The sequence below is a fragment of the Paenibacillus sp. J31R120 genome (genome assembly GCF_056269225.1).
Genome location: NZ_JBWDNN010000004.1, coordinates 492,685 through 519,009, shown reverse-complemented (window position 1 = coordinate 519,009; position 26,325 = coordinate 492,685). Strand labels below are relative to the sequence as shown.

At 53.1% G+C, this 26,325-nt stretch carries 23 protein-coding genes and 1 pseudogene; 8 read left to right on the top strand and 16 right to left on the bottom strand.

The features are described 5' to 3' along the window. Positions 1 to 45: 45 nt before the first annotated feature. Together AC0YNW_RS17800 and AC0YNW_RS17795 are read left to right on the top strand one after the other, a co-directional pair. Complete coding sequence (locus AC0YNW_RS17800) at positions 46 to 1,146, top strand: ParB/RepB/Spo0J family partition protein (RefSeq protein WP_475833068.1); 1,101 nt, start codon at positions 46 to 48, stop codon at positions 1,144 to 1,146. A 98-nt stretch (positions 1,147 to 1,244) separates the two neighbouring features. Continuing rightward, entirely contained in the window at positions 1,245 to 2,030 is a 786-nt protein-coding gene (locus tag AC0YNW_RS17795; protein WP_475833067.1) for a DUF421 domain-containing protein, read from the top strand. Positions 2,031 to 2,120: 90 nt separating this feature from the next. Here the strand turns inward: AC0YNW_RS17795 and AC0YNW_RS17790 are convergent, their stop codons facing one another. The 4 genes from AC0YNW_RS17790 to AC0YNW_RS17775 form a co-directional block, all read right to left on the bottom strand. Beyond that, complete coding sequence (locus AC0YNW_RS17790) at positions 2,121 to 3,614, bottom strand: DHA2 family efflux MFS transporter permease subunit (protein ID WP_475833066.1); 1,494 nt, start codon at positions 3,612 to 3,614, stop codon at positions 2,121 to 2,123. Positions 3,615 to 3,658: 44 nt separating this feature from the next. After that, entirely contained in the window at positions 3,659 to 6,076 is a 2,418-nt protein-coding gene (gene helD, locus AC0YNW_RS17785; protein WP_475833065.1) for an RNA polymerase recycling motor HelD, read from the bottom strand. Between the two features lie 855 nt (positions 6,077 to 6,931). Beyond that, a complete protein-coding gene (locus AC0YNW_RS17780) occupies positions 6,932 to 7,798 on the bottom strand; it encodes a metallophosphoesterase (protein WP_475833064.1) in 867 nt (288 codons plus the stop codon). Between the two features lie 27 nt (positions 7,799 to 7,825). Continuing rightward, positions 7,826 to 9,340, bottom strand: a complete 1,515-nt coding sequence (locus tag AC0YNW_RS17775; RefSeq protein WP_475833063.1) for a DUF4153 domain-containing protein — start codon at positions 9,338 to 9,340, stop codon at positions 7,826 to 7,828. A 114-nt stretch (positions 9,341 to 9,454) separates the two neighbouring features. Here AC0YNW_RS17775 and AC0YNW_RS17770 point away from each other — a divergent pair, with 114 nt between their 5' ends. Beyond that, positions 9,455 to 11,257, top strand: a complete 1,803-nt coding sequence (locus AC0YNW_RS17770; RefSeq protein WP_475833062.1) for an ABC transporter substrate-binding protein — start codon at positions 9,455 to 9,457, stop codon at positions 11,255 to 11,257. Positions 11,258 to 11,340: 83 nt separating this feature from the next. After that, positions 11,341 to 11,763 carry a DUF2500 domain-containing protein gene (locus AC0YNW_RS17765; RefSeq protein ID WP_475833061.1) on the top strand — a complete coding sequence of 141 codons (423 nt, stop codon included), beginning with the start codon at positions 11,341 to 11,343 and terminating at the stop codon, positions 11,761 to 11,763. Between the two features lie 15 nt (positions 11,764 to 11,778). Here the strand turns inward: AC0YNW_RS17765 and AC0YNW_RS17760 are convergent, their stop codons facing one another. Next, positions 11,779 to 12,240: a GNAT family N-acetyltransferase gene (locus tag AC0YNW_RS17760; protein WP_475833060.1), complete on the bottom strand. Its 462-nt coding sequence runs from the start codon at positions 12,238 to 12,240 to the stop codon at positions 11,779 to 11,781. A gap of 3 nt (positions 12,241 to 12,243) precedes the next feature. Next, positions 12,244 to 13,074, bottom strand: coding sequence for a histidinol-phosphatase HisJ (hisJ, locus tag AC0YNW_RS17755; protein ID WP_475833059.1), 831 nt, complete (start codon positions 13,072 to 13,074; stop codon positions 12,244 to 12,246). 245 nt (positions 13,075 to 13,319) lie between these two features. On the opposite strand from hisJ, the gene AC0YNW_RS17750 reads away from it, so the two are divergent. The 3 genes from AC0YNW_RS17750 (at position 13,320) to AC0YNW_RS17740 (ending at position 15,273) form a co-directional block, all read left to right on the top strand. Beyond that, positions 13,320 to 14,297 carry a M23 family metallopeptidase gene (locus tag AC0YNW_RS17750; protein ID WP_475833058.1) on the top strand — a complete coding sequence of 326 codons (978 nt, stop codon included), beginning with the start codon at positions 13,320 to 13,322 and terminating at the stop codon, positions 14,295 to 14,297. A gap of 2 nt (positions 14,298 to 14,299) precedes the next feature. Further along, a complete protein-coding gene (locus AC0YNW_RS17745; RefSeq protein ID WP_475833057.1) occupies positions 14,300 to 14,707 on the top strand; it encodes a bactofilin family protein in 408 nt (135 codons plus the stop codon). Between the two features lie 164 nt (positions 14,708 to 14,871). Further along, positions 14,872 to 15,273 (top strand): hypothetical protein, encoded by a 402-nt coding sequence (locus tag AC0YNW_RS17740; RefSeq protein WP_475833056.1) that lies wholly within the window; start codon positions 14,872 to 14,874, stop codon positions 15,271 to 15,273. Here the strand turns inward: AC0YNW_RS17740 and AC0YNW_RS17735 are convergent. The 4 genes from AC0YNW_RS17735 to AC0YNW_RS17720 all read right to left on the bottom strand — a co-directional run bounded on the left by AC0YNW_RS17735 (position 15,263) and on the right by AC0YNW_RS17720 (position 19,127). Then, the gene (locus tag AC0YNW_RS17735; protein ID WP_475833055.1) at positions 15,263 to 16,075 is read right to left on the bottom strand and encodes an AAC(3) family N-acetyltransferase; all 813 of its coding nucleotides are present in this window, start codon (positions 16,073 to 16,075) and stop codon (positions 15,263 to 15,265) included. The two genes, AC0YNW_RS17740 and AC0YNW_RS17735, sit on opposite strands and share 11 nt — an antisense overlap. 188 nt (positions 16,076 to 16,263) lie before the next feature. Beyond that, a complete protein-coding gene (locus AC0YNW_RS17730) occupies positions 16,264 to 16,437 on the bottom strand; it encodes a hypothetical protein (RefSeq protein WP_475833054.1) in 174 nt (57 codons plus the stop codon). 93 nt (positions 16,438 to 16,530) lie between these two features. Beyond that, positions 16,531 to 17,964 carry an MBOAT family O-acyltransferase gene (locus AC0YNW_RS17725; RefSeq protein ID WP_475833053.1) on the bottom strand — a complete coding sequence of 478 codons (1,434 nt, stop codon included), beginning with the start codon at positions 17,962 to 17,964 and terminating at the stop codon, positions 16,531 to 16,533. Positions 17,965 to 17,966: 2 nt separating this feature from the next. Next, complete coding sequence (locus AC0YNW_RS17720; RefSeq protein ID WP_475833052.1) at positions 17,967 to 19,127, bottom strand: hypothetical protein; 1,161 nt, start codon at positions 19,125 to 19,127, stop codon at positions 17,967 to 17,969. Positions 19,128 to 19,316: 189 nt separating this feature from the next. On the opposite strand from AC0YNW_RS17720, the gene AC0YNW_RS17715 reads away from it, so the two are divergent. Next, on the top strand, positions 19,317 to 20,606 hold the full coding sequence (locus AC0YNW_RS17715) for an arsenic transporter (RefSeq protein WP_475833051.1): 1,290 nt from the start codon (positions 19,317 to 19,319) through the stop codon (positions 20,604 to 20,606). Between the two features lie 167 nt (positions 20,607 to 20,773). Here the strand turns inward: AC0YNW_RS17715 and AC0YNW_RS17710 are convergent. From AC0YNW_RS17710 to AC0YNW_RS17685, 6 genes and pseudogenes are all read right to left on the bottom strand, one after another. Next, positions 20,774 to 21,969, bottom strand: a pseudogene (locus AC0YNW_RS17710) (chromate transporter). A gap of 121 nt (positions 21,970 to 22,090) precedes the next feature. After that, positions 22,091 to 22,948 carry a hypothetical protein gene (locus tag AC0YNW_RS17705; protein WP_475833050.1) on the bottom strand — a complete coding sequence of 286 codons (858 nt, stop codon included), beginning with the start codon at positions 22,946 to 22,948 and terminating at the stop codon, positions 22,091 to 22,093. Positions 22,949 to 23,085: 137 nt separating this feature from the next. Beyond that, positions 23,086 to 23,874 carry a Cof-type HAD-IIB family hydrolase gene (locus tag AC0YNW_RS17700; RefSeq protein WP_387471369.1) on the bottom strand — a complete coding sequence of 263 codons (789 nt, stop codon included), beginning with the start codon at positions 23,872 to 23,874 and terminating at the stop codon, positions 23,086 to 23,088. 165 nt (positions 23,875 to 24,039) lie between these two features. Continuing rightward, entirely contained in the window at positions 24,040 to 24,576 is a 537-nt protein-coding gene (locus AC0YNW_RS17695; protein WP_387471367.1) for a glycerol-3-phosphate responsive antiterminator, read from the bottom strand. A gap of 21 nt (positions 24,577 to 24,597) precedes the next feature. Next, positions 24,598 to 25,401 (bottom strand): carbohydrate ABC transporter permease, encoded by an 804-nt coding sequence (locus tag AC0YNW_RS17690; protein WP_387471365.1) that lies wholly within the window; start codon positions 25,399 to 25,401, stop codon positions 24,598 to 24,600. Positions 25,402 to 25,414: 13 nt separating this feature from the next. Beyond that, complete coding sequence (locus AC0YNW_RS17685; RefSeq protein ID WP_387471678.1) at positions 25,415 to 26,305, bottom strand: carbohydrate ABC transporter permease; 891 nt, start codon at positions 26,303 to 26,305, stop codon at positions 25,415 to 25,417. Positions 26,306 to 26,325 lie beyond the last annotated feature (20 nt).

Genomic DNA, 26,325 nt, shown 5'->3' with positions numbered 1-26,325 from the left:
TCCCACTCGGACGTCTCCATACGAGAATGACAGATACGAAGGAGAATGAACGTGGATATCATTGAACTTCCGATTGCACTAATTGATGAAGACCAAGACCAGCCCCGATACCAATTCGACGAGGAAGCCCTGCAAGAGCTCATGCGCAGTATTGAGGAGCTTGGCTTGCTGTCTCCGATCAAAGTAAGAACAACCGCTGACGGACGCTACAAAATCATATATGGGAACAGACGCTACAAAGCGACCGAACGCCTTGGACGCGCCACGATTCCTTGCATCGTATCCAATACGACCGATGAAATGGAAATCTATCTGGAGCAAATCGCGGAGAACCTGACCCGTGAAGGCTTCTCGCCGATAGAAGAAGCGGAAGCTTTCGATAAACTTATGAATGATTCCAGATTCCGCAGCTCGCTGAAGTTTTTGGCAGCCAAGCTCGGGAAGCCGGAAAGCTATATTAAAAATAAATGCGAGCTGCTGAAATTCAGCAATGCCGTAAAAAAACTGATCGTCAGCGGTATCGAGATCCGCAAGGACAAGCTAACGGAAGATCAGCTCATGCCGCTGAAGGATCTGCCTATGGAGCACCGTGATCCGCTGGCGCTCATTGCCGCCCGTGACGAGCTTCCCGTCAGCGACGTAAAGAAGATTGCGAAGCTGTTCAAGGACAAGACCATCTCGGACAACACCAAAGAAAAGCTGCTGCTGAAGTCAGGGCCAGGCCTTATCGAGACCTGGTCAGTGTATGAGCAGAACCGGAAGGAACGCTCCCGCCAGCAAGAGGAGCCGAAGCCGCAGAAGCCAGCAGCCCCAAGCTCCCAGTCCGATGCTTCAAGCGCAGCACCTAGCGTGACGCCGCCAGAGAACAAACCGGCCGCTCCTGCCAGCCCGGCTCCCACAGGACAAGCGGAGACTGCTGCAAATTCAGTCACTGCGCCAGCAGCACAAGCCGCGGCCCCATCCGCCAGCGCGCAGCCTGCCGAATTGCTAGCGCAATTGCAGACGCAGCTGAAGCGGCAGGATGAGCTTGCGAATCAGCTCATCGCGCTCGACAAAACAAACGGCGGAGTGCTGTTCCCGCACGAAATTGACGATATTATCTCGCAATTAGAGAAGCAGATCGCTCAATGGAAAGCGTTGCTGTAACCCATCACAGGCTGCCTGGAGTCTTCCCGCTCCGGGCAGCCTGTTCCTTTTTTCATAGACCGTAATCTCCTCTCGTCTGTGCATATTTCCCATCCCCGATGAGCACCTTATTCTGGGAATGGGTGGGGAATGCCCCGTTCCATATTGCCCTACGGGAGGGATGCAAGCTGGCTATTTTCAAAGATTCGCTGCTCGTGATCGGCCGCATCTATACCATCTATCCGTTGCTCCTGGCCATCACCTTGTTTATGGGCAGACGTTCGATCGGACAGCTCCCTGTCTTCGACTTCCTGATCTTCTTGTCGCTCGGCTCCGTGGTGGGCGCCGATATTGCCGATCCGAAGGTCCAGCATATCCATACCGCCGTTGCGATCATAGCCATTGCCATCATGCAGAAGCTGTTCTCCTATTTGCTAATCAAAAGCGGCAAGTTCGGGAAGTGGATGACGTTCGAGCCGGTCGTCGTATTGAAAGACGGCCAGTTCCTTAGCTCCAACCTTCGCAAGCTCCAATATAGCGTGGACGATATTTTGCGGATGCTGAGGGAACAAGGCGTATTCGATGCCGCACTGGTTGAGGTGGCGATACTGGAGGGCAATGGCGAGTTAAGCGTGCTGAAGAAAGCGATCCATCAAGAAGCGACGCCTTCTATGCTCGGCGTTCCGAACGGAACACTCGGACTCTCCTACGCGGTCATTAAAGAAGGAAAGCCTCAGCTGCTCACGCTTGGCGCTCTTCAGCTTACTGAGGACTGGCTGGAGCATAAGCTTAACAAAATGAACCTCCGAATAGAGGACGTCTTCTTCGCCTCCTTGGACGAAAGTAAAGAACTGACCGTCACATCCTATCGTCAGGAACCGAAAATAAAAGTTTTTTTCCGTTAAATGTGGTTCGGACCTGATCAGCAAAAAAAGCCTTGGCCGACTAATGGCCAAGGCTTTTTTGCATATGAGCGAATCAGATCCGATTCGCAATTAATGCCCCATAATCGCGGGGTCCGGATTGTCCACGCCCGCGACTCTTTCTTCTTCCTGCGGCTTCGGCTTGCGCAGAAGGAGTGATAATGCGACAGCCGCGGTCACGAGGCACGCGGACAGGAAGAACGTATCGCCGTAGCCCGCGACGACGGCGGTCAGCGGATTGGCGTCTGCTCCCGCGCTTGCGGCATGGGAGGCAATTTGCGACGTTAGATAACCCGTCAAGCCCGCAACCGCAAATGAGACGACGACTTGCTGAGCGGCTGTGGTCAGCGGTGTAACGCGGCCCACCAGATGACGAGGCGCAGCGTTCAGGACATGCGTGTTGAGCGGCATCATGGAGAACCCCATGCCAAGACCCATCATGCAGATGCACGCGATAATCTTCCATAACGGGGTATCCACCGAGATACCAGATAGAATATACAAGGCGACGGATACAACGGTAAATCCGGCAATGGCGAGCGGGCGAGCCCCAATCTTGTCGAACAGTCGGCCGCTGATCGGCATGCCTATTGCCGCACAGAGCGCATAAGGCATCAGGATCAAGCCCGCTTCCAGCGCAGAGTAATGCATGACGCCTTGCAGATACAGCGGCACGATCAGCATGGCCCCGAACAGAGCGAGCTGAACGACCCACGTCAAAATGATGCTGCGAGTAAAGTCGGACGACTTGAATACTTTCAGCTCCAGCAGCGGCTGCTTCTGCCTCAGCTCCACAATGATAAAGAGGATGAGCGCCACGCCGCCAACGCTCAAGCCTGTGATCGTCGATGCGCTGGACCAGCTCGTGCCGCCTTCGCTTACACCATATGCCAGCATAGAGAATGCGACTGGTGCGAGGCACATGCCCACGATGTCCAGATGCGGCGCTGCTTGGCGGTCGGATTTCGGCAAATATTTGTACCCAAGAATAAAAGCGATAATACCGATCGGCAGATTAATGAAAAAAATCCAGTGCCAGCTGACCGAATCGACCAGCCAGCCGGAAAGCACCGGACCGAACGCCGGCGCTACCAGCAATGGAATGCCGAGTACGCCCATGATCGATCCGCGGCGCTCTGGGGGCGCGAGCTTAAACACCATCGCCATCCCGATCGGGCCTACCATCCCGCCGCCCAAGCCTTGAATAATACGGAATAGGATCAGCTGTTCCGGCGTTTGCGCAATCCCGCACAGGACGGAGCCGATCGTGAACAGAGCAATCGTCGTTATAAAAATGTGCTTGGAGCCGAATTTATCGGTCATCCAGCCTGCAAGCGGGATAACGGCGGATAGAGCCAGCGTATAGCCGGTGACGGTCCATTGGATCGTCTTCAAATCGGTGTCGAAATAATCTACGAGCTTCGGAATGGCATTATTAACGACAGTGCTGTCGAGAATCACCATAATCATGCCGGCAATAATCGCGATAAGCGGAGGCAGAATCGCTTTCAACGAGAAGCCGTCCCCGCCGGCTGCCGCCGGTTTGGTTTGCGTAGGAGTGGACATAGATCCCTGCTTTCTGCTCAGCGAGCTTGATATGGGTAAAATGATTAATGCGTTGGTTGCTCATACAAATCCCCAGGCAATGTCTGCACAAACGGCGACCAATCGCCCGTCGTGTATAGATGAAGCCGGTGCATCGCCCGCGTACATGCCGTATACAGAAGCTTCCGCTCGTTATCTCGTCCGTAAGCTTCGAGAGAAGCATCACAGACCATGACGGCATCGAACTCCACGCCCTTGGCGAGATACACAGGAATGACCATTACGCCTTTCTCAAAGTCCGGCGTTTCCTTCGTAATGAGCTGAAGAGCTTCGACGCCATGAATCCGCAGCGATTCATAGACCTCCCGGCTTTCGGCCGCTGTCTTCGTAATGATGGCGATGGAGTCGTAGCCTTCCGCCTTGAGCGAAGCGATATCTGCCGCCATTTGCGCATCACGCTTCCCCCTGCCGTCCAGTTGGACCAATAGTGGCTTCCGGCCTCTCCGATCGAACGGTTCTATTTCTTCCCCTCCCGGAAGCATCGATTTTGTAAATTCTACAATTTCTCTCGTCGAACGATAGCTGCGCAGCAAGCGGACCAGGCTTGTTTCATCCTTGCCAAAAAGACGAACGAGTGGTGAATCGGGCGCGTCCAAGCTCGTAGCCTGCATAAAGATCGCCTGCCCGAAATCACCGAGCACCGTCATCCGGGCACGGGGAAACAGTTTTTTTAAATATTCATATTGGAACGGCGAATAGTCCTGTCCCTCATCGACAAAAACATGCCGAATCTCCGTGTTCGTCCGAACGCCTTCGATCAGCTCCTTCAAGTACAAATAAGGAGTCGCATCCTCATAAAATAAAGCTTGCTGATCCAGCCTTTCTCTGGTTTGCTTGCAGATGTCAGGCCATAAATCAGGAAGCCCTGCCCTATTGGTTCTCTCGTGATAAGCGACCTCACCCTTGAACAATTGGCTGTATATGCCTTTGACATCTACAAACGAGAACTTCCTCACGGCTTTCCTAAGCGGTTTGAAGCTTTCTTTCGCCACCCTGCGGCGAAGCAGCTCCTCTTCTTTCGAGGCGAAGTCAAAGTCGGCTTCATCTTCCCGGCGCTTGTTGCTCAGCTTCTCGCGAACAGAGGTGAAATGCTCCGTAAGGTCGAATAGCTCCTTCTCTTTATGCAGCGTTTGGAAGGCTTCCGCATACTGATCGGCGTCGAGATAATTCAACTCTTCTTCTACCCAAGGCGCTTCCCGTTCCTTGCGCTCCAGCGAGGCCAGTTCATTCAGCAGCCATTCCTGCAACAGAGCGATTCGATTAAACAACGGCAGGGTACGTTCATACTCGTAAAATTTCGTCCGCATTTGCTCTGCCGTAATCAGATTGCGGTTCCGAAAGCGAATGCCGTTGAAGCGCATGCCTTTCTGCCCCAGCCAATTCCCATAGCTCTGCAGGTCTTGCAGGAAAGCTTCGGATGACTTATATTTCATCCCTTGAAGCCGAGCTTCATACGATGGCTCTCCTTGTGCAGTCAGTACATATTCCATCTGATCAAAGGGGTCCTCCGGCTGCAGCGAGGAACCTAACCAATAGTCGAGATATTCTTGAAACGTCGTCTGCTGCATATTCTCTTCGCCGAGCTCCGGAAGGACGGTAGAGATATAACTGGCAAACATCGTATTTGGTGAAAAGAGCACGATCCCATCAGCTTTAATCGTTTGGCGATGTTTGTACAGCAGGTAAGCCACCCGCTGCAAGGCCGCAGAAGTTTTGCCGCTGCCGGCCGCCCCTTGTACGATCAGCATCCGGCTTGTGTCATTGCGGATGATGGCGTTCTGCTCCTTCTGGATCGTGGCCACGATACTCTTCATCTGCGAGTTTGCACCTTTGCCGAGCACTTGCTGCAGCAATTCATCCCCAATCGTTTCGCTCGCGTCAAACATGTTGCGGATTTGACCGTTTTGAATCTGATACTGCCGTTTGAGCTCCATCGTCCCTTCGATTTCTCCGGATGGCGTCACATAAGACGCCGGCCCAGGAGAGCAGTCGTAGTACATGCTCGCGATTGGCGTACGCCAGTCATAGATCAGGAAGCTCAATCCGTCTTCGTCAACAAAGGAAGAAACGCCGATATAGATTTGCTCGCTGTGGCCAAGGCCATCCTCCTGAAAGTCGATGCGTCCAAAATAAGGATTCGGGAGCAGACGGTTCATGCTTTTCCATTGCTGCATCAGCAGCTTGTGGCCGCGCTCCCGCTCGGCCAATATGGCGGACTGCTGATTAATCGAGTAGAAGCTCTCTTCGAAATCTTCGTATGTGCTTGTGTTAATCGTCACTTCTTCCCAAAACCGCTTGCGGATATCTGTAGCCTGATCGCTCAGTCCGGCAACCTCCGGCTCCAGTTCAGCGATTCTCGCTTGGAGCTTGTTCCTGACCCGCTTCAGCCGCTCCTGTTCCTGCTGCCAAACCTTCGCTTCCATTTCTTTGAACACTCTCCTTTTTCCTTTTTATGGATTTTGAAAAGAGCATTGACAAAACAAAGTTCAAGACGTACAATTAAAGTGGGAATAAAACTGGATACACACTTGATTTAATTTGTCAATGACGCTATCGATTATATCATAGCGCTGTTTTGCATTCAATTGATTTTTTTCTGTTATTTTCTGACACGTTCAGCCTTGATCTGAATGGGCACCATTTTAGATATATGACCCTCGCGGTAAGCAACAAAAAGAGGACCCTTGAATAGATCAAGGGTCCTCTTTTTGCATAAGCACTGAATCCTAACAGGCGATGTTTCCGTTCGGGGATCGAACTTTTTTCTCCTTACAAATAAGGCAAGTGGAAGGCCTACCCAACATTTGTAACGAAACTGAAATATTACGTTCATCCTCCATTAATGAAAGGGGCATATAATAGAACTCGACCCCCTTTTTTATAATATAAACTTTTTGGCCCGCTGCCCGTTGCAGCGGGTCCCTTTTTGCTTCTATACAGTGTTGCCTTTGCACGGCGAGCGCGGGACTTGCGCATCTCGCGCCTTCGTCTCGATACGCTCGCCGTGCTTTCTCCCTCATTTTCTTCATCTGCTTCTTCGGGAGTCTCCGTCGCTACCGTATTGGTGCTGGGTGCGTACTGCCGTATATTCCCGAATATTATCGTACCTTCATTCCTGAAGATCTGCACATTTCCGAGGCAACAGGGCATAAGATCATCCGCCTTCTCTATTCATCTATTACGCCATATACGATAGCGTATGCGGATGATAGAACGGACGAATTGGCGATTCCTACAGGTCATTCGCCTCTTTTCCCGGCAATTGTTCCCGTCGCTCTCTACCCCGCCGCTTGCGGGGTCAACTCCACCAGCACAATCTCGGGCTGATTGAATAAACGAAGCGGGAAGCGGCTATTGCCCAGGCCGCGGTTGACGATCATCGCACTGTCACCAATCTCGTGCATGCCCTCTGTCCATGCAGGCCACATACCTTGGCCTGGTGCGAACACGCCGCCCTTGAACGGAACACGAATCTGTCCGCCATGGGCATGTCCCGTCAAGCTCAGGTCGATTCCATTCTCCGCATAGACCGGGAACAGCTCCGTGCGATGGGATAGGAGCACCGTGTAGAGATCGGAGCCGTACGCATCCGCTAGAGCTTCGGCCAGATGGGCATTCATCTTGTCCGCATCGCCGTCGCCCTTGTGGTTATACGTCGGATCATCTACTCCAATCAACCGGAATTCGCCATCTCCAAGCGGAATATCCTCATGAGCGTTCTTCATAATGTGGACGCCGAGCGCAAGCAGGCGCTCCTCTAAATCCGAAGAGTATTCCTCAGCTCCCTGTTCATGATTGCCCCTCGCGAAGTAAACCGGTGCAATCTTCGCCATGCCCTCCATCAATCTGAAGCTGGCCTCGCCGTCATAATGATTCCGGTCTACGAGGTCGCCTGTCACCACGATGATATCGGGCTCCAGCTTCTGCACCTTGCGGATCAGCGGACGCTGCTCCTTGCCGAACTCCTTGCTCTGAAGATCGGACAGCTGCACGATGCGGTACGAATCGAATCCGTCCGGCAGCTTGTCGCTTGCGACCTTATAGGTCGTTACGACGATTGAATTGTTTTGCGCGTACAGAAAGTAAATGCACAGTACAATGGCAGCAGGCAAATAGATAAGCAACCATCTCTTTGTTCTGCTCATCTCTCCACCTCCTCTTTCACTCCTTTATCACGGTAATTGACGATGATAAGACAGGTTCCACGATTGCCAATGGTTCCGCCACTGCGCTTCTCCCTCGTACCCCTTAAGAATACTCTCCAGCTGCGTATATTCCGGATGCTTCTCCCACAGTTTCACAATAGCTGGAGCGGCATCGGCTGACAACGTCCCAAGATAATACATATCGATTTTCCCTGTCTCCTCAAACCGTGCAATGTTATTGACGGCAATACGGGCGTCAATGTTCGCGAAATTCATTATTACGTACGAAGTTATGGCTAAAGCAATATAAATCTTCGCTAATGAGAACCTTGTATACCAGATCCGGACAAATGCCACCGCCATAAGCACCCCAAGGAAAATCATAAATCCGTGGACCAGCAGACGCAGCTCCGTATAGCCATAGACCTCTTCATACATCGATAGACGGCTGTAGGCCGAGACCAGCATCACGAGTGTACAGCCCATTAAGACGCTGAGCATCACTTGTCGCAAACGCTCGAACAGCGTGCTGCCTTTGCCGATGAAATGCAGGCCTACCAGCAGGATGCCAATATTGATCAGCGCGACGATTACCAGCTCAGAGAACCCTCTGCGTGCATATTCGGCATATGCCGTACCGTCAGGCAGCATGCCTTCAGCCGCTCCGAACAAATACGTAAATTGAATAACGGCAAATAAAACATAGACCACGTTGACGCACACGAGCACTGTAGCCGCAGATATCGGATCAAATTTCTCCCGCTCCGTCCCTGGGCGCAGCTTCGGTTCGCCGTCGGGAGTCAGCTCCGCAGCGCTAAAATCTGCGGCCTTTCTCTTTTGGAACAGCAGCCCCCATAAATAGCAAAACACATAAATCGATACACAGCAGGTAAAGATGATCCTGCTCACGACACTGTCGATAGAGTCGCCGGCGAACAGAGTGCCGAGCTTGTTCACCCAGAACATAAAGATGCCGTCGGCCGATGCAAGCAGCAGAACAACCACAAATAAGAGCGGAGCCGCCAGCATAAGGCCGAAGCCGACTTTGCCTGCTACCGATCTCGCTTTGTTCGTATCCCTTCTGCTGCTCACCCAGTCCGCCATCGTATTGAACGGTGCCGTCAGATGGGCGAAAGGCGTAACGAGCCATTGCTTAATATGCTCCAGGACGAATCTGGGGCGATGCCACGGCTGCGAGCCGCCGCGCGCCAGAAGCATGGTCTGGGCTACAATCAATATAAACATCACAATGGGATTAAGAAACCGGAAGAGTTCATTCGCATATAGAACGAACGTCATGGATAGCAGTGCAATCGGCGCGAATAGGAACCATCCCATTCTCGATTGCCCTCTCCAGCGGTCGAAGCCCCCCATTCTTCCTTTCATCGCATAGAAAAACAAGACATAGAACAACGCGACGAATATCGGTACGGACACGCCGGCCGGGCGTCCCACGAACAAATATTGTCCGAGCACGCCGAGAAGGATCGATAGTATCCACATGTTATTGTATCGCCTCTGCCATGGCGCGGGATCTCTCATCGCCCATAACCTCCCTTTGTAATGAACTCCCTTTTATTGTAACCTATAAAATAAGAACAAAAAGTGCAACTTTCTATTGCGGAATTTCATATTTTGCGTATAGCGGAGGTTCAAGTGAAAATTCGAAGACATTATTTCATCCTGAGAGAATCCTATCCGCAAGCGACTGACGGAGTTCCTCTTGAAGTGACGACAGCCGAGCTTGCCGAGAAGCTGGATTGCACTCATCGTAACATGGTGCTTCTGCTTAAGCGAATGGTACAGGAAGAATGGATCGAATGGGCCGCCAGGCGCGGCAGAGGGAACCGCTCTCTGCTCACCTTCGCGAAGCCGCTCGATTCTCTCATGCTCGAGGAAGCCGAGGAGCTTGCGCTACGGGGCGATCTGCAATCGGCGCTGCAGCTTCTCCAGCCGCGGGGCGCGGCTTTGGTCGGCCGGTTCCAGCAATGGCTGTCTGGCCAATTCGGCTTCCAGACCGTTGTAGAAGGGGAACGGCGCACCGACACGCTGCGCTTCCCAATGCCCGGCAAGATCGACAGCCTGGACCCTGCCCGCATCCATTATGTCGGGGAATCTCATCTGGTGAACCAGCTCTTCGACGGACTGGTACGGATGGATGTAAGAGGCGACGCCGTGCTGCCGCATCTCGCCCATGCGTGGGAGACCAATGAATCGCGGACAGAATGGACCTTCTTCCTGCGCAAAGGCGTCTTCTTCCACCATGGCCGCGAGATGACCTCCTGGGATGTGAAATATACGCTCTACCGCCTGCATCGGCTCGCGCCGAACGGACTATACAGTTGGGTGTACAACGGGATTGAGCATATCGATACGCCGGATGACTTGACCATCCGCTTCCGGCTCAAGACGCGTAATGAAGCATTTCTGTCGTTTCTCTCCACGAACCGGGCCTCGATCGTGCCTGAAGATCTATGCGAGCAGATTGGAGATGCATTCGGGCAGGCAAGCGGCGCCGTTGTAGGCACCGGTCCATTCAGACTCTCAAGCAGCAGCCATGGCATATGGATACTAGAGGCATTCCCCTCCTACTTTCAGGAGCGCCCGTTCCTTGATCGTGTGGAAGTATGGACGATGCCCGCTGATGCGGACCGCAAGGAAGAGGATATGGAGGAGCTGCGCCAATTTCAGGTCATGCACAATGTCCGGATTGAAGGCATGGCCGGCGGCGAGTGGGAGCAGGTCCGGCAATCAGGCACGACATGCAAATTTCTGACGGTGAATGAACTGAAGACCGGGCCGCTAGCGAATGCGGCATTCCGTTCAGCGCTTGATTATGCCATCCATCGGACAGAACTGCTCAGGCGATTGTCCGGCGATGTCATCGAAGAAGCAACCAGCTTCTGGTCCCGACCGGCAGCAGATGGCGGCCGGATCGTCACCGATGATGCTGACTACCTGCAGACATGCAGCGCCATGCTGCGAGAGTGCGGCTATGACGGCCAGCCGCTCGTCCTGACGACCATACCGCAATATGAACATGACGCCGCCTTGATCCAAGAAATGCTAGGCAAAGCAGGCATTGATCTGCAGATTCATCTCATCGCCGCCGAGCAGTTCAAGGGCAAGGAACGGATGTCCGCAGATCTGCTGCTATTCGCGATCATGCTCGACGAGCATCGCGAGCTGCGCCTGATCGATCTGTACAAAAGCATGATGCAGCATATGGATCAGTGTACGGGTGCCGTTCTGGGAGATGCGCTGCAGTGCATACTCGGCGAGCCGGACGCCTCCGTCAGAATGGGTCTGTTCATGGAGATGGAGGAAGAGCTGATCAAGCGGCATACCCTGCTTTTCCTGTACCGCAAGCATTTGAAGACGGCCTTTCATCCTTCCGTCCAAGGCATCTCGCTGGAATCGCTGGGATGGGTCAGATTCCGCGATCTGTGGTTCAGATAAGTGCAACATCTGATGGAAACAGGACGTATTAGAAGTAGTTCGCGATAAAACACAACCGACCATCAGATCAGGAGGTTATCTCTATGCCAGACTTCGGGCCTGGGCCGTCATTTCCCGGTGGGGGCGGCGGATTCGACTTTATGTTCACGGTCATGCCCATCATCATTATCATTGGCTTTATCCTCGTATTCGGAGGAATCCTGTACGCGGCGGTGAAACACTTCCGCAACGCAAGCGCCCCGCAAGAGAGCGCCTATGCGAGGATCGTAACCAAGCGGATGGATGTTCAAAGCCACACCAATCATCATCATCATCATGAAAATCAAATCGGCCATACGAGCTCTTCTTCCCGCACGTATTATTACATCACACTTGAGTTCGATAACGGCTCGCGCAAGGAATATCTAGATGTCAAAGGATTGTATGGGCTGGTCGTGGAAGGCGATGCCGGCTACGCCGCAACCAAAGGCGACTGGATCGTCGCCTTCGAACGGAGTGTAGGATAAGGTGATGAGCGTTGGCTAACTGATTTTCTTCTCCATACAGAGGCTGGATTGGCAGCCGATGTATTCGCCGAACGCGGGGATCTCGTAGAAGCCAAGTTTCTTATAGAAGGCGATCGCCTCTACCTGCGGAGCGCCCGCCTCCAGCCTCATGATGGAGCAGCCAAGCTCAAGCGCTTGCTGCTCCAGGTACTGGTACAGCTGACGGGCGACGCCATGCCTTCTCATGCGCGAATCTACATAGAACCGCTTCAGCTCTGCCGACTGCCCGTCCAGCTGCCGCAGACCGGCGCAGCCAATCGGCTCGCCATCCCCATATGCAAGGACGAACACCATCTCCTCTGTCTTCGGGTCATTGAAATCGACGACAAAGATATCCTCCGGCGGATACAAGCCCTCCAGATATTGGTCCAGCTCGCGGATCAATGCCGCGAGCTCGGGACTGCCTACAGGCACTCGTTCAATGACAAGCTTCTCCATGGACTAGCCCTCTCTCCGGCCCGACATCTGCTTCTCGAACCATTCCCATCCGAAGCCGACCTGCTCGGGCTTATGCGAATCGGAGCCGTATACACATGGAATGCTCAGCTTTACGCATTCTGTCAGGAACCACTCCGGCACATACGGCTTGCCGCATGTCGCCACCCGCATCCCTGCCGTATTCACATCAATGCCTACGCCAGACTTTACCAGCAGCGGCAGCATCCGCTCCAATCGGCTGCGTATGAGGCTCTCATCCATCTCAGGCAAAGCCTGATGGAACTTCTCGATCAGATTGATATGACCAATCCGTTTGCGCATAGGAAATCTTGAAGCCCACTCGATCGCCGCTTCGACATGGTCATAATACTCATTCACGACCCGTTCCATCGAGCCGTAATACGAGAGCAGCTGCTCCTTAAAGTGCTCTGCCTTGAAGTCGATGCAGCGCATGCCGTCTCTACCGGGCAAGTAATGCACGGAGTAGACCACATCCTCCAGTTCATCCTGCCATCTGTCCAGCATCCGTTCCGTATAATCGAGCCTTCCCGGCAAATAATCAAATTCCAATCCGGCCGCAACCTCGATCTTGCCCTCGTAAGCTCGTTTCATCTCTTGCACATAGGCCATGTAGAGCGGAAGCTCCTCCTCCGGCATCGCAAGCTCGTCCCATATATCATGATCCGCAATCCAGCCTTGCGGCAGCGGAGGATGCTCGCTAATGGTATAGCGCTCGAATCCTAGCTCGATCGCTCGATCCAGATACAGCTCCTGGGCCGCATCGCTGCCATGATAACAAAACCTGGTGTGTGTATGTCCATCCCACTTCAGCATGCCTGTCTCGCTCCTGTCCCTGCCCCTGTTTCTACCTTGGTTTTAATACCGTACGAGGCTTCTTTTTCAACTAGCGTATCATGCGGCGAGCCCGACGTAAATATCGTTCAAAAGTCATAGAAGACCCCCTATTTCCCGGCATTCCGATAATTCTGCAGCATAATCGCTCGAAATAAAGGATTTTTTTGGAGACATGTCGAATAGGAGGAAGTTGAAGACGTATTGGAAAATGTAGGAGGAAAAACATGAAGTGGATGTCGAAGCGATTCACGTTCGTCGTTATACCGGACGCGAATCAATCTGTCCAGCGCTACAACGTGCCTGGACTTATCATCGTACTCATACCCGCCCTTATCATACTGCTGGCGATATGCGCAGCCCTGTTCATTGTATTATTTTCGGGAAAGGCCAGTCATCTCAACAATGTGTTGCATCAGCTGTCCCTCTCCGAGTCGGGTTATGAGGAGCAACTGAAGGAACGTGAAGACCTGATCGCGGCGCTGGAGTCCGACGTATCCGCCTTGTCCGCACAAGCCAAGCATGTCGAGAGCAAAATGTCCGAAATTACCGAGCTTGAGCTTCAGTTGAAGGAGATTGCGGGCATTCAGGAACCCGAGGTTCGGATCTCATCGGATGTAACCATTGAGGAAGGCGGCCAAGGCGGTGAAGAGCTTCTCTTGCCCCCGGATGTGAATGATACGCTTGCGGCGGAGACGCTCCAGGACTTGTCCACCATGTCCACGCAGATGGACGAGCTGAAGCCAAGTCTGGAAGCAACGAAGGACGCACTCCTCAAGCACCAGCGCATTCTGGAGATTACACCGACGATATGGCCCGCGGATTCCCGTAAAATCACATCTACCTTCGGTGTTCGCCGCGATCCCTTCACGGGACGCGCAGCCGTACATTCCGGCCTGGATCTGGGCGGCAATCGCGGCGACCCGATCTATGCTGCGGCAGATGGGGTCATTACCTTGTCAGAGAGAACATATCCGCATGGCAACAACATCATCATCGATCACGGCCGCGGCATTGAGACCCGCTATCTGCATCTGAACAAGCGGCTGGTCGAGGTTGGCGATAAGGTGAAGAAAGGCGATCTCATCGGCGAGCTTGGCAACACGGGCCGAAGCACAGGCCCCCATCTTCATTACGAGGTAATCGTAGGCGGCGAGCATGTCGACCCTATGCCTTATCTAAAAGAAGACAGAGAGGAAAAGTGACCATGTTCAAAAGCAACAAATCGGGAAGCGGAAAAATTAATCCGGATACAACGGATACGCTCATCGGCGAAGGCACGATCTTCGAAGGCAAGATCAAGTCCGAGGCCAGCATCCGCATTGAAGGCAGCATCATCGGAGACATTATGTCAAGTGGGGATGTCATTGTCGGAGAGAACGGCGTGGCCAACTCCAACATTACAGCTCGGGACCTGGTGCTTGCCGGCCAATTGAACGGTGACGTCGAAGCGAGAGGCAAGCTGACCATCTGCGCCACAGGCGTCTTGAATGGCAACATTACAGCACAATCGCTCATTATTGAATCCGGCGGCGTGTTCAACGGCAGCAGCAAGATGGCCACAGCGCCTGCGACTGCAGCGCAATCTCAGAAGGAACTGAAAGCAACCTCTTAATGAAAGAACCGAAAACGGCGGCATCAGCTCCGGTCTTCGGTTCTTTTTTCTAGCTATGAGCAGCAACACGATTTTAACAAACCTTCATATCGGCTTGACATTCCCTTCACACTCGTCCGTTACACTAAGTCTGTTCCGACATCCGTGATGAGGAGGAGTTAGCAATGAAGCTGCCAATCCGTAACACGATCCTGATCCTGCTGGCTGCCGTCACGCTGTACGGCGCACTGGCCAGTCCCCCTGCGCCGGAGCATGCGCCTGTCGCAGCGCCGATCCTATCGGCTCAATCCCAATCCGCATTCAAGCTGGCATCCGCGAATAATTCCGCCTATACGCCGCTCCATGAGCTGGTGAATCAATACGGGGGAGAGCTGACCTATAACCGAGAAACCGATACGATCGACCTGACCGTAAATAGCATGAACTTCTCCCTCTTGCTGGGGAGCGGAAGCATCCTACAGAACGGCCATGAAGTCCCCGGAGACTTCTACATGGAGAACAGCCTTATCTATATGAGCGCAGATCAGTTCCGGAAGCTGTCTGTGCTGTCCGTTTTCAGCTCTTAATGTTGCGATGCTTCTCTATCCACTCTACCCCATAATCAACCAAGCTGCGGATCGGCATAAGCCGCACGTCTGCATCTCCGACTTTCCCTGCACGAACCGCATCCCCATATTCCTGCTCGAACGCTTCTCCGATGGCGTCGAAGTCGTCTGAATCATAATCCAGATCCTGATATACCGTCCATTCACGCTGACCGTTCACGAGGCATGGCGCTCCTTGCTGCCGGTATTGCTTGGTCGCGTACTCCCCTCTATGCTCCGACAAGTGCAGAGAGGTATTCCGATTGTAGCCTACGCCCAGCAACATGACCCAGCCGTCCAACTCATATAGCTTGGCCAGCGGTGACTGCTCGCCCAGACTGTCCGTTAAGGCATGATACTCTGTTATTCGGCGTGCATGTTGACCGCGAGCGGCGAACGACACTTGCGGATGCGAGCTTCTCAGCGTCCCATCCTGTTTGCGGAAACATTCTGCCAGTTGACCCATACGCCTGGATGGCGTCAGGTCTGCTTCGAACGGCGGCATTTCCTCCCGGATAATAGGCCACCACGATTCAGGGACGGGCGGATTCTGCCAATCCGAAGGCTCAGACAAATCCGACGAGTGCGTCGGCATCACAAGCGTTCCCTGTGGCCCCAGCGCATGCTCCAGCGCTAGCACAACGGCGGAAGGCCCTCCTACGATCCAGCGATTGGTCAATTTCAGTGAAGCGTGAACGATGAGTGACATGCCGGGTTTCAACCCGAGCACCTCAAAGTCCCGCGCCAATCCTGATACGGTTAACGGCAATTGTTGTATATTCACAGGCTTTCTTAGCCTCTCCTTTCGCATACCTCTATAGCGATCATTGTATCTCTATTCAAGTGGAATGCGCCATTCTACATTTGACTATAGTTAAAAAATACAAAAAACCATGTCCGTACAGCATGCGGCTGCAGGGACATGGGTTCATCTCAGGTTCTTATCGTATATCTATAGCATGGGTCTGCTGGTTACAGCTGAGCCGCATTCTTCAGGGCATGATCCCAGCTAGGAAAATAGAACAGCGCATTCCGCATTAATTCAGGATCACTCTGCTTCACTTGCTTCTTGCTGGTAGATCCTCCGCTCGTTTGCAGCTGCTTAATCCGGCGAACGACTTCGTCCGCGCCAAGTGTGAATTCCATCGGCTTCGCTCCTTTCCTAGGTTGCTCCCCCACTCTCTAGTCTTTCATATTGAGAGAGATCTATACCTATGGAAAAGCAGTTTATGGAAGCCGCTAGAACTGGAAGTAGATAAAGCTGCTTGATTCACCCTTCATCAACAAGAAGAGAAGCACAATGGCAATGACCGCATATACCGCGCCCCGTACAATGGAAGGCACGCTAAACTGCCATGCCAGCGACCATTTCTTGAATCGGGATACGACGATATATTCCATAATATGAAGCACATACAATCCCGCTGCAACCGCGAGCAGCAGCAGATGCGCCTTTGTTAACTGCACGCCGTCCAGCATCGTCATCTTCTTCAGCATGTAGACTGCGTCAGACCAGCTATTCGCTCGGAAGAATACCCAGCCGACTACAGTCAAATGGAAGAAGACGAAGATCGCAAACACTTTGTACAGCTTGTTGTCCAGCGCCTTCTTCCAGCCTAGACGAGCGATGCCCTTGGCGTACATGCGATGTCCCGCGGACAGCAGGCCGTGATAGAGACCCCAGATCACGAAGGTCCAGGCTGCGCCATGCCAGATGCCGGATATCGTCATCGCGGCAATAAGGTTGGCATATATGCGCCAGTTCTTTACTCGCGAGCCGCCCAGCGGAATAAAGATATAGTCGCGAATCCATTGTGACAGCGTAATATGCCATCTTCTCCAGAACTCGGCCGGACTCGCGCTTAGGTAAGGCGTCTTGAAGTTCAGATCCAGGCGCAAGCCCAGCAGGAAGCCGATACCGACCGCCATTTCGCTATATGCCGAGAAATCGAAGTAAATCTGGAATGCGAATAAATAGGAAGCAATCCATGACTCGACTCCGGTAAGCGTCTGCGCTTTGGAGAAATAGTCATTCACATACGGCGCGACCTGCTCGACGATGACCACTTTCTTGAACAGGCCAAGCAGGATGAACGCCAGACCCAGCTTCACGCGAGGCGCGCGGAACAAGATGGAGCTGATCTTGCGCAGCTGCGGAATAAAGTCATTGCCCCGCAGAATGGGACCTGCCGCAGAATGTGCGAACAAGGAGATAAAGACCCAAAACTCCAATAACGAGCGGCTAGGCTTCAGCTGCCCTCTGTGCACATCGACCAGATAAGCAATGAGCTGGAACGAGTAGAAGGAGATGCCGATCGGCAGCGCAATACTGCGGTCGTCGAACGCCGTTCCTTGCAGAGAGAAGGTCATCCCCAGCAAGCTCTCGATATTCTCCAGCAGGAACATCGAATATTTGAAGAACAACAGATTCGCAAGCACAACGGCCAGTCCCAGCCCAAGCGCAAGCTTCCCTCTTGGACCATGCAGTCCTTTGGATATAAAGTACACAGACGCTACAATTGCGCCGAACAACAGGAAGTAGCCAAATCCTGCATAAGCATAGAATGCGGCGTTCGCCAGCGCAAGAATGACCATTCTTCCGCGAGGCAATGCATAATACAAACCAAAGACGACGGCCAGGAATATGAGAAATGTCGGTGAATTAAATAACATGATTAGGCCTCCTTGCCCGTCCAGGCGTCCCAAATGATACGGGCAAGCAGTTGATTGCCTTCTTTGGTCAGATGAACATGATCGGTAAATAAGTCCGGATCAATACGATCCTGCAGCATGACATATTCCCCGCCAAGCTCCGATAGATAGGTATCGATTTTTTCGGTATTGGCGATATAGCCGGGATGCGTGACTTCCTTCTTGGACAGCTCACCGTTGCTTCCTGCTACAAATACAAAAAGACGCTTCCCTTGTTGATGCTCGGCGATCCGATTCATGAAGTAGACGCTCCAATTGGCCTCCGACATATCGAATGGCTCCGGATTAAAGAAATTCAAATATTGCTGCGACGTAATCCAGTTCTCCGAAAATTGCTTTTCATTCCATGCGCGCGGATCGCCCATCAAGTCGCTATCCTTGCCCATTTGCTTAATTGATTCCGGAATTACGGTTTTATAATGGATAACCGGCACCCATTTTGAGAGTGCAGCGATCGCGTTATGCTCCGTTTCCTTCCAGCCCGTCACATTTTTATAGCCGGTCGCTTCCAGATGCGGAAGCACCTTCTGGAATACAGCCGGATCTTCTTTTTTCAAATCATCGCCCAGCCAGAACACCTTCCGCACGCCCGGATTCCCCCCTACGAAGGAGGAGTACGTTAGTCCGATCATAACGTTATCCGTCTTGATGCCATGTTCGTCGAGCATCAGAAGCAGCGTGTATGCGTCACCCGCCATCATCGAAGGCGCCGACAGATTGAATACGGCCTGCAGCTTGCCTTCTCCGTCGGCTGTCGCGGAATCGGACAAGTATCTTCCCAAGGAATGGTCCGAGCTTTCATTCGTGCCCCAAGCTACGGAATTGCCGATCAGTATTGCATAGTCGGTCAAGCCCTCATCCTTAATATGGCGGGCAAGCTCTTCAACAGCGATGCCCATCACCTTGGAATCGGCAAGAAACATATCGTAATTCAGCCTGTGCTTGTACACGGTATCCAGCTTCACCATATAGCTTGCCGCAAACTGTGCCAGTATGAAAAACAGCAATCCAAATGCAACGCCATAGTACCCGTATCTTGCTTTTCGAAGCTTGGAGTAGGGTGCTTTTTTCGCTCGCGCAGACCGCTTAGCTGTCTGCGAAGAAGTGTTTAATTCGGGATTCATAATCGTACTGCAAGCCTCTTTTCACCTGAAAATGTGTAGATGTCGAATGATGTCACTACCATTTATACCACGCATGAAGACAATTGGAAAGATGTGTTGCACGTTGAAAAAATTTGTTTGCTGGTGATTGCCAATCCTAATTGCAGCCCGCTATAATGAGTCGTTGAGATTCGGGGAGGCCATTATTGCATGCTGCTCGCACTAGGAATTTTTGTACTTACTATAACGTTTGTGATTTGGCAGCCGAAGGGATTGAATATCGGCTATTCGGCAGCAGGCGGCGCTGCCATCGCCCTTCTGCTGGGCGTGGTAACGCTGCAAGACGTCTGGGATGTTACCGCTATCGTCTGGAACGCTACACTCGCGCTAATCGTCATTATGATCATATCGCTGCTGCTTGACGAGATCGGTTTTTTTGAATGGGCGGCGCTGCACGTCGCCAGAATATCCGGCGGCAGCGGCCGCAGGCTATTCGTCTATGTCATTCTGCTGGGAGCAGGCGTATCCATCTTCTTCGCCAATGACGGAGCCGTGCTTATTCTGACGCCGATTGTGCTGGCTATGGTTAGAGCGCTACGATTCAATGAACGGATGGTACTGCCCTTTGTCATGGCGGGCGGATTCATCTCGGACACAGCCTCGCTCCCGCTCGTCATCAGCAATCTGGTAAATATCCTGTCTGCCGACTTCTTCGGTATTGGATTCATGGAGTATGCCAGCCGTATGATTGTCCCGACGCTATTCGCCATCTTATCCAGCTTGCTGGTGCTCTACCTGTTCTTCCGCAAGAGCATTCCACAGAGCTATAATAGAAGCGGCTTGAAAGAACCACGCGCAGCGATCAAGGATAAGCGGCTATTCACCCTGTCCTGGTACGTACTTGCCTTGCTCCTTGCCGCTTATCTGGCAAGCGAATATATCCCGGTTCCGATTTCCGCTATAATCGGTACTGCTGCGATTGTGTTGCTGATCGCCGCTCGCAACAGCAAAGCTGTCCGCACGCGCGAAGTGATAGAGAAAGCGCCATGGTCCATCGTGGTGTTCTCCATCGGTATGTACGTCGTCGTCTATGGGCTCCGCAACGTCGGATTGACCGATCAGCTTGGAGCATTGTTCCAGTGGGCTGTTGATCAAGGTCTGTTCGCCGCTACGATGGTCGTCGGCTTCTGCGCCGCGTTCCTTTCCTCCATCATGAACAACCTGCCGACGGTTATGATTGACGCTCTAGCCATCGAAGGCGTCACGGCAGGCGGGGCGCTGCGCGAGGCCATGATCTATGCCAATGTCATCGGCTCCGACCTGGGTCCCAAGATGACTCCTATCGGATCGCTGGCGACGCTCTTATGGCTCCATGTTTTATCCAGAAAAGGCATGCGGATTACATGGGGCTACTATTTCAAGGTCGGCATCATCCTGACGCTGCCCGTCTTATTCCTAACGCTGCTGGGCTTATATTTGTTGCTTTTTTCCATCTACTAATTTGTAACAAAATAGATAAGATAAAGGTATCTCTTACGGGCCGCTTGCTCCCGAAGAGATACCTTTTGTTTTATAGGATGATGAGAACGACACTGGTCGTAAACAGACAGGCGCGCGAGATGGCATACATGACCTCATATTGGGGCTTAAGCAACTCCATTTGACTGTTATCCTCCGATACCAAGCGCTCCGCCCGCAGCCCCTATCAAGACGATAGCCCATGGCGGCAGCTTCCAATAAGAAAGCAGAAGAAACAGGATCGCGGCGAAAGCAACGTCCTGCGTCGAGCCTATGGCGCTCGTCCAGATCGGGTCATAGAATGCGGCAAGCAGCAAGCCGACGACTGCCGCATTGACACCAGCAAGCGCCCGGCGCGCCAGCGGCATCCCACGAAGCGTATCCCAGAAGGGAAGCGCGCCCGCGACCAACAGGAAAGCCGGCAGGAAGATCGCGATCGTAGCAATTGCCGCGCCTAGAGGCCCTGCCATAACGCTCCCAAGATAAGCCGCGAACGTGAAGAGCGGACCCGGCACAGCTTGAGCCGCGCCGTATCCGGCCAGAAACTGCTCGGTGTTCACCCAGCCACGTCCTGCGATCTCATCCTCCAGCAACGGGAGCACTACATGCCCGCCCCCGAATACAAGAGAGCCTGAGCGATAGAAGCTGTCGGCCATCGCCATCATGCTCCCCGTATCCCGCAGCAATGGCAGAATAAGCAGCATGCCAGCGAATAACAGCAAGCAGATGATGCCGAAGCGTCGAGACAGCGGTGCATGCCACTCCTGCGCCGTCTCCCCCTGCTTGATTGCTCCGGCTTGGTCCGGCTGATCCCGGCATAGCCATATCCCTGCCGCTCCTGCCAGCGCAATAATGACAATCTGGGTGAAGGCAGTCGGCCAGAGCAAGGCTGATGCCGCTGACACAACAGCTATCGTCGCCAGCAGCCGCCCCGAGGCCAGCTTCTGGCCCATGCCCAGGATGGCATGCGCGACAATCGCAACTGCCACAAGCTTTAGCCCGTGCAGCCATCCGCTCCCGTCCATTCCCGATGCTTGCATGTACCATCCGAAGAGCATCAGCGCCAGTACAGAGGGCCACGTAAAACCGATGAATGACAGCACCCCGCCGAGCAGCCCGCCCCGTTTCAGCCCAATGCCTCCCCGACCTGGCTGCTTGCCGGGCCGGGGAGGAACTGGCATAACGCAACCAGCTCCGCATATTCCTGCTCGCCAATCCACTTCCTTCGGCGCACATATTCGTCATGAAAATAACCTAAGTGGGCGATAGGCCCACCGAAGGAAGTCAGCCCGAGCTTCGTCGACACCCCTAACAGCTCCAACCATACCACTGCCTTGCTTTTCACGTAGAGAGTCCTCCCCTGTTCATTCCGTTCCTAGAGCTACCGTCATTGTAAAATAAGATCAATCGGTTGGGAAGAACCCTATTTTCACGGCAGCAGGCAAGAGAACGTACAGGGCAAAGCCCTATCCGGCGAGCGTGCTTTCCCCCTTCTTCGAACGAACCGCTTCGACAGATGCCCGCAAGCCCGCCGCTGTCGTCACAATGAAAAAGGCCAGCGCCGCAAGCGGCAGCAACGACCATTCCATCAGTGTCCTCTCCTGCAAGGTTTGCAAGCCGATTGCCAGCAGACCGCCGATGAACGACACCCCGGCAATATGAATCAGCGTTCGCTGCAAGCGCGCTGACATCGCACCCCTCACGACAAGCCATGCTATAACCGGAAGAACCTGCAGGGCGTGAAAACCTAACCCATGGAACCAAATTAAATTGCCCTCCAGACCGATGAATCTGCCTCCGTTGATGGAGATGCAGAAGCCGCCTACAAAAGAAAACATAACAGCGGTCATAGCATATCGAACACTCAATACGACGCTTGGCTGCAGCTGCGAGGCACGCTTCCGGAAAAACGCCGCCGCAAAGCCCAAATAAAAAACGGCCAGCAGCATGGCGACCATTCCAAAGCTATTCGCGACCGCAAGGTCAAAAGCGGAGCCGTCCGTTACGAACCGGGGATTAACTCCGCGGATATGCTGAACTGTCTCTGCGAAATAAGAAAATAGCGCTAGCGCAATGTAAGACCAGCGGAAGAAGGCTCTGCTCTTCCGGCCCATACCCGAATAGGGACTGACAGCGGCCGTTGACAGCAAGAAGATGCCAAGCGCCGCATTGAATGAAAAAGCTTTGGCCATGCCGGAGCCCGGCGTTTCGTCCGTGCCAAGCAGAAGCGCGCCCAAGCCGCACACGAGCGCCAACGCGATTCCTAGAAGCCCCGTAATGACCGTCCATTTCTCGCCTTTAAACCATAACGGTTGATCCTTCACCCTGACCATTCCTCCTGTAAAATCTGATAGTTCAACTTTACAGAAGGAACAGCGGCTTCGTTACGGTCGGAGGCTGTATTTTGAGTTACGACATTGGTAGATAACGATGCCAGACTACAGTCGCATCGTCCGTCATCCTACAGACAGAATTTGGCCATCGCTTCTGCGACTCCTTCGCCATAACCCCGCTTGCAGACATAATCGGCAGCAGCTTTCAGCTCTTCATGCGCATTGGCAACGGCTACACCAATCCCGGCATATTGAAGCATGTCCAGATCGTTAAGCTGATTGCCAAGCGTCATTATTTCCTCGCGCTTGATGTTCAGCCGTTCCGCGATTCTGCGCAAGGCCGTCCCTTTGCTTTGTCCACTCGTTATAATCTCCCAGTAGTCCGCCTCCGACTGGAAGGAGGCAAAGCGGGCATGAGCAGATTCATGCAACGCCCACACTTGGCGAATAATCGGCATATCTCCGATTAAAATAACCTTCTGAACGTAACTCTCCCTCCACTCATTGTCATGTTCATTCAGCAGCATGCAGCCGATTTGCTCCTTCTCTTCATAGCGGCGGACCGCCTCCGACGAGCGGAAGACGAATACCCCATCCTCCCGGAACAGGAACGCATCGAGGCCGGCTTGCCTTGCATCCGCAAGCAGCGCGTAGACGTCTTCTGCCAGGAAGGATGCCGACTCCATCACCTCACCCTTTTGCGCAATAACGGAGCCGTTGCACAAGATATAAGGCAGTCCCAGTGCCAACTCCCTCTCAAACGGAGCAGCCGTCAGCAGCGGCCTGCCCGTAGCGAAAGTGAATAGTCCTCCCTGGCTTGTGAATGCCGCTACGGCTTCCTTGACCGGGTTCGTCAACTGATGATCAGGCGACAACAGCGTGCCATCCAAATCGCTTACAATAAGACGTATCGCCACCTTTTCCCCTCCTAAGCAAGCTTAAATCGCACTTTAGTTCTCCTTTTTTGCCGCAACAAAAAAACCAAGTCGCCACACGAAGCGAACGGATGACTCGGACCCGTTCATCGCCTGATTCCTCGGTTATCTCGTCAACTCGATCCCTGCTTATACAACTGTCGTTCGTTACGTCCAGAAGCTCGGATGGCCGACGGACACATAATCCGCACCGCTAGCCAGCGCCTCTTTAATCTCTTCTTCATACCGAATCAGTCCGCCGACAATAAGCGGTCTGTTCACCTTGGCTTTCACCTCGCGGATGATGCGCGGCATGAGACCCGGCATCATCTCCACTTCATCCGGCTTGCTTGTACCCGTCAGCCTGATGCCCGTCTCCACCGCAGCGGTATCGATTGCGAATACGCGCTGAATACTGCGGATGCCGGCTTGCTTGGCTGCCGCAATAATATGGCTCTTCGTCGTCACGATGCCGTCCACTCCAAATTCTCTTGCGATATAATGTACGGCGGAGGCATCCCGTCCAAGTCCGTTCACCATCTCCATATGGACATACACTTGCTTGTCCATGCTGTGAAGCTTGCTTACAATGCCGCCCAGCGTCGTAATATCTCCTGTCATCAGGATGACGCGGGAAAGCGGAGCGTCCCATACATGCGACAGTTGCTCCTCATTCGTAATTGAAGCAATAATCGGGCTGACCATCGTCCATTCCTCCCTTGAAGCTTACTTAATACCCGAATGAATAAAGCTGTTCATGAATTGGCGCTGGAACACCATAAACCCTAGCAGCAGCGGCAGGATCACCAGCATCGTCGCCGCCGTTACCTCACTCCATTGCGCCCCTGTCTCGAAGGACTGGGCGAAAATCGCCAGACCAACGGTAAGCGGCCTATTCTCGACGGAGTTGGTAATAATGAGCGGCCACAGGAAGTTGTTCCAATGATAGCTGACCGAGACAAGTCCGAAAGAAACATAAGCCGGTCTGGCAAGCGGCATATAGATGCGCCAGAGGATTTGCCACAAGCTGCAGCCTTCCATGCGGGCGGCTTCGTCCAGCTCGAACGGAATCGTCTTAAACATCTGCCTGAGCAGGAACACCCCGAAAGCGGAGGCGAAATACGGAATCATAATGCCGAGCTTTGTATCCAGCAAAGACAAATCTCTCAGCACCGTATAGTTGGGAAAGATGAGAATATCGGCTGGAATCATAATTTGAGCGAGAAACAGCAGGAAAATTGCCGACTTGCCCCAAAACTCAACCCGCGCAAAGGCGAACGCAGCCATCGACACCGTCAAAAATTGAACCGTAAATACCCCGGCAACGATGATCAGCGTGTTCATGTAATAAGTTCCGAACGGCGCAGCGTTCCATACATGAGTAAAGTTCGAAAGCGTGAAATCGATCGAAATGGATGACGACAGCGCCAGCCGCTTCGGACGAAAGGCGGTCCATACCGTCCATACAAGCGGAATGAGCCAGACCGCCGCCATTATATACATCAAGCCATAGCTTATTTTCTTCATCATAGAGCGCTTCCTCCTATCTGTAATGAATGCGGCGGTCGAAGCCGAAAAACTGTATAGCCGCAAGCAATAGCAGGAGAATAATCATGACCGTCGTCAGAGCCGACGCCATGCCTTGGTCCCAGAAGCTGAAGGCCGTTTCATAAATGTAGAACAGCAATAAATTGCTGGCGTTCTCCGGTCCGCCTTTGGTCATAATCCATAGGTGGTCGACCAGCTTGAACGAATTGGTGAGTGCAATAATGGAGACGAACAGCGTCGTCGGCATGAGCAGCGGGAAGGTAATCCGCCAGAATACACGCCATGCTGGAACTCCATCCACTCTCGCAGATTCATACAACTCCTCGGAGATGTTCTGCAAACCAGCCAGATAAAACAGCATAAAATAACCGGCTTCCTTCCATACAATCATTATAATCATGGCCCACATGACCAGGTCTGGCGTGCCGAGCCAGTTGGGACCCTTGATGCCGAAGGTTTCGAGAAATCGGCTGACTATGCCGTATTCCGGAGTATAGATGAACAGCCAGATGTTGCCGATCGCAATCATCGGCACAACGGTCGGGTAGAAGAATGCGGTTCGCACCAGTCCTCTGGCCCGCATGACTTTGTTCGCAAACATCGCCATCAGGAGAGACAGCAGGATGCTCGTCGGCACCGTGCCGATTGCGAACCAAATATTGTTTTTGACCACTTTCCAAAACACGCTATCTTCCGCCATGCTTTTGTAGTTGTCCAGCCCGATATAAGAAGGCTGCGGAGTGCCGAGGTCAGCCTGGAACAGGCTGAGCTTCAGCGCCCCCGCAACCGGATAGAGCGTGAACACAAGGAGGAAGATGAGCGAGGGGAGCAGGAGCATCCACGCGAATGCGTTCAGCTTCCATGCCCGTCTGCGCCTTGTCGCCATCTTCATGTCGTTACCCCCTG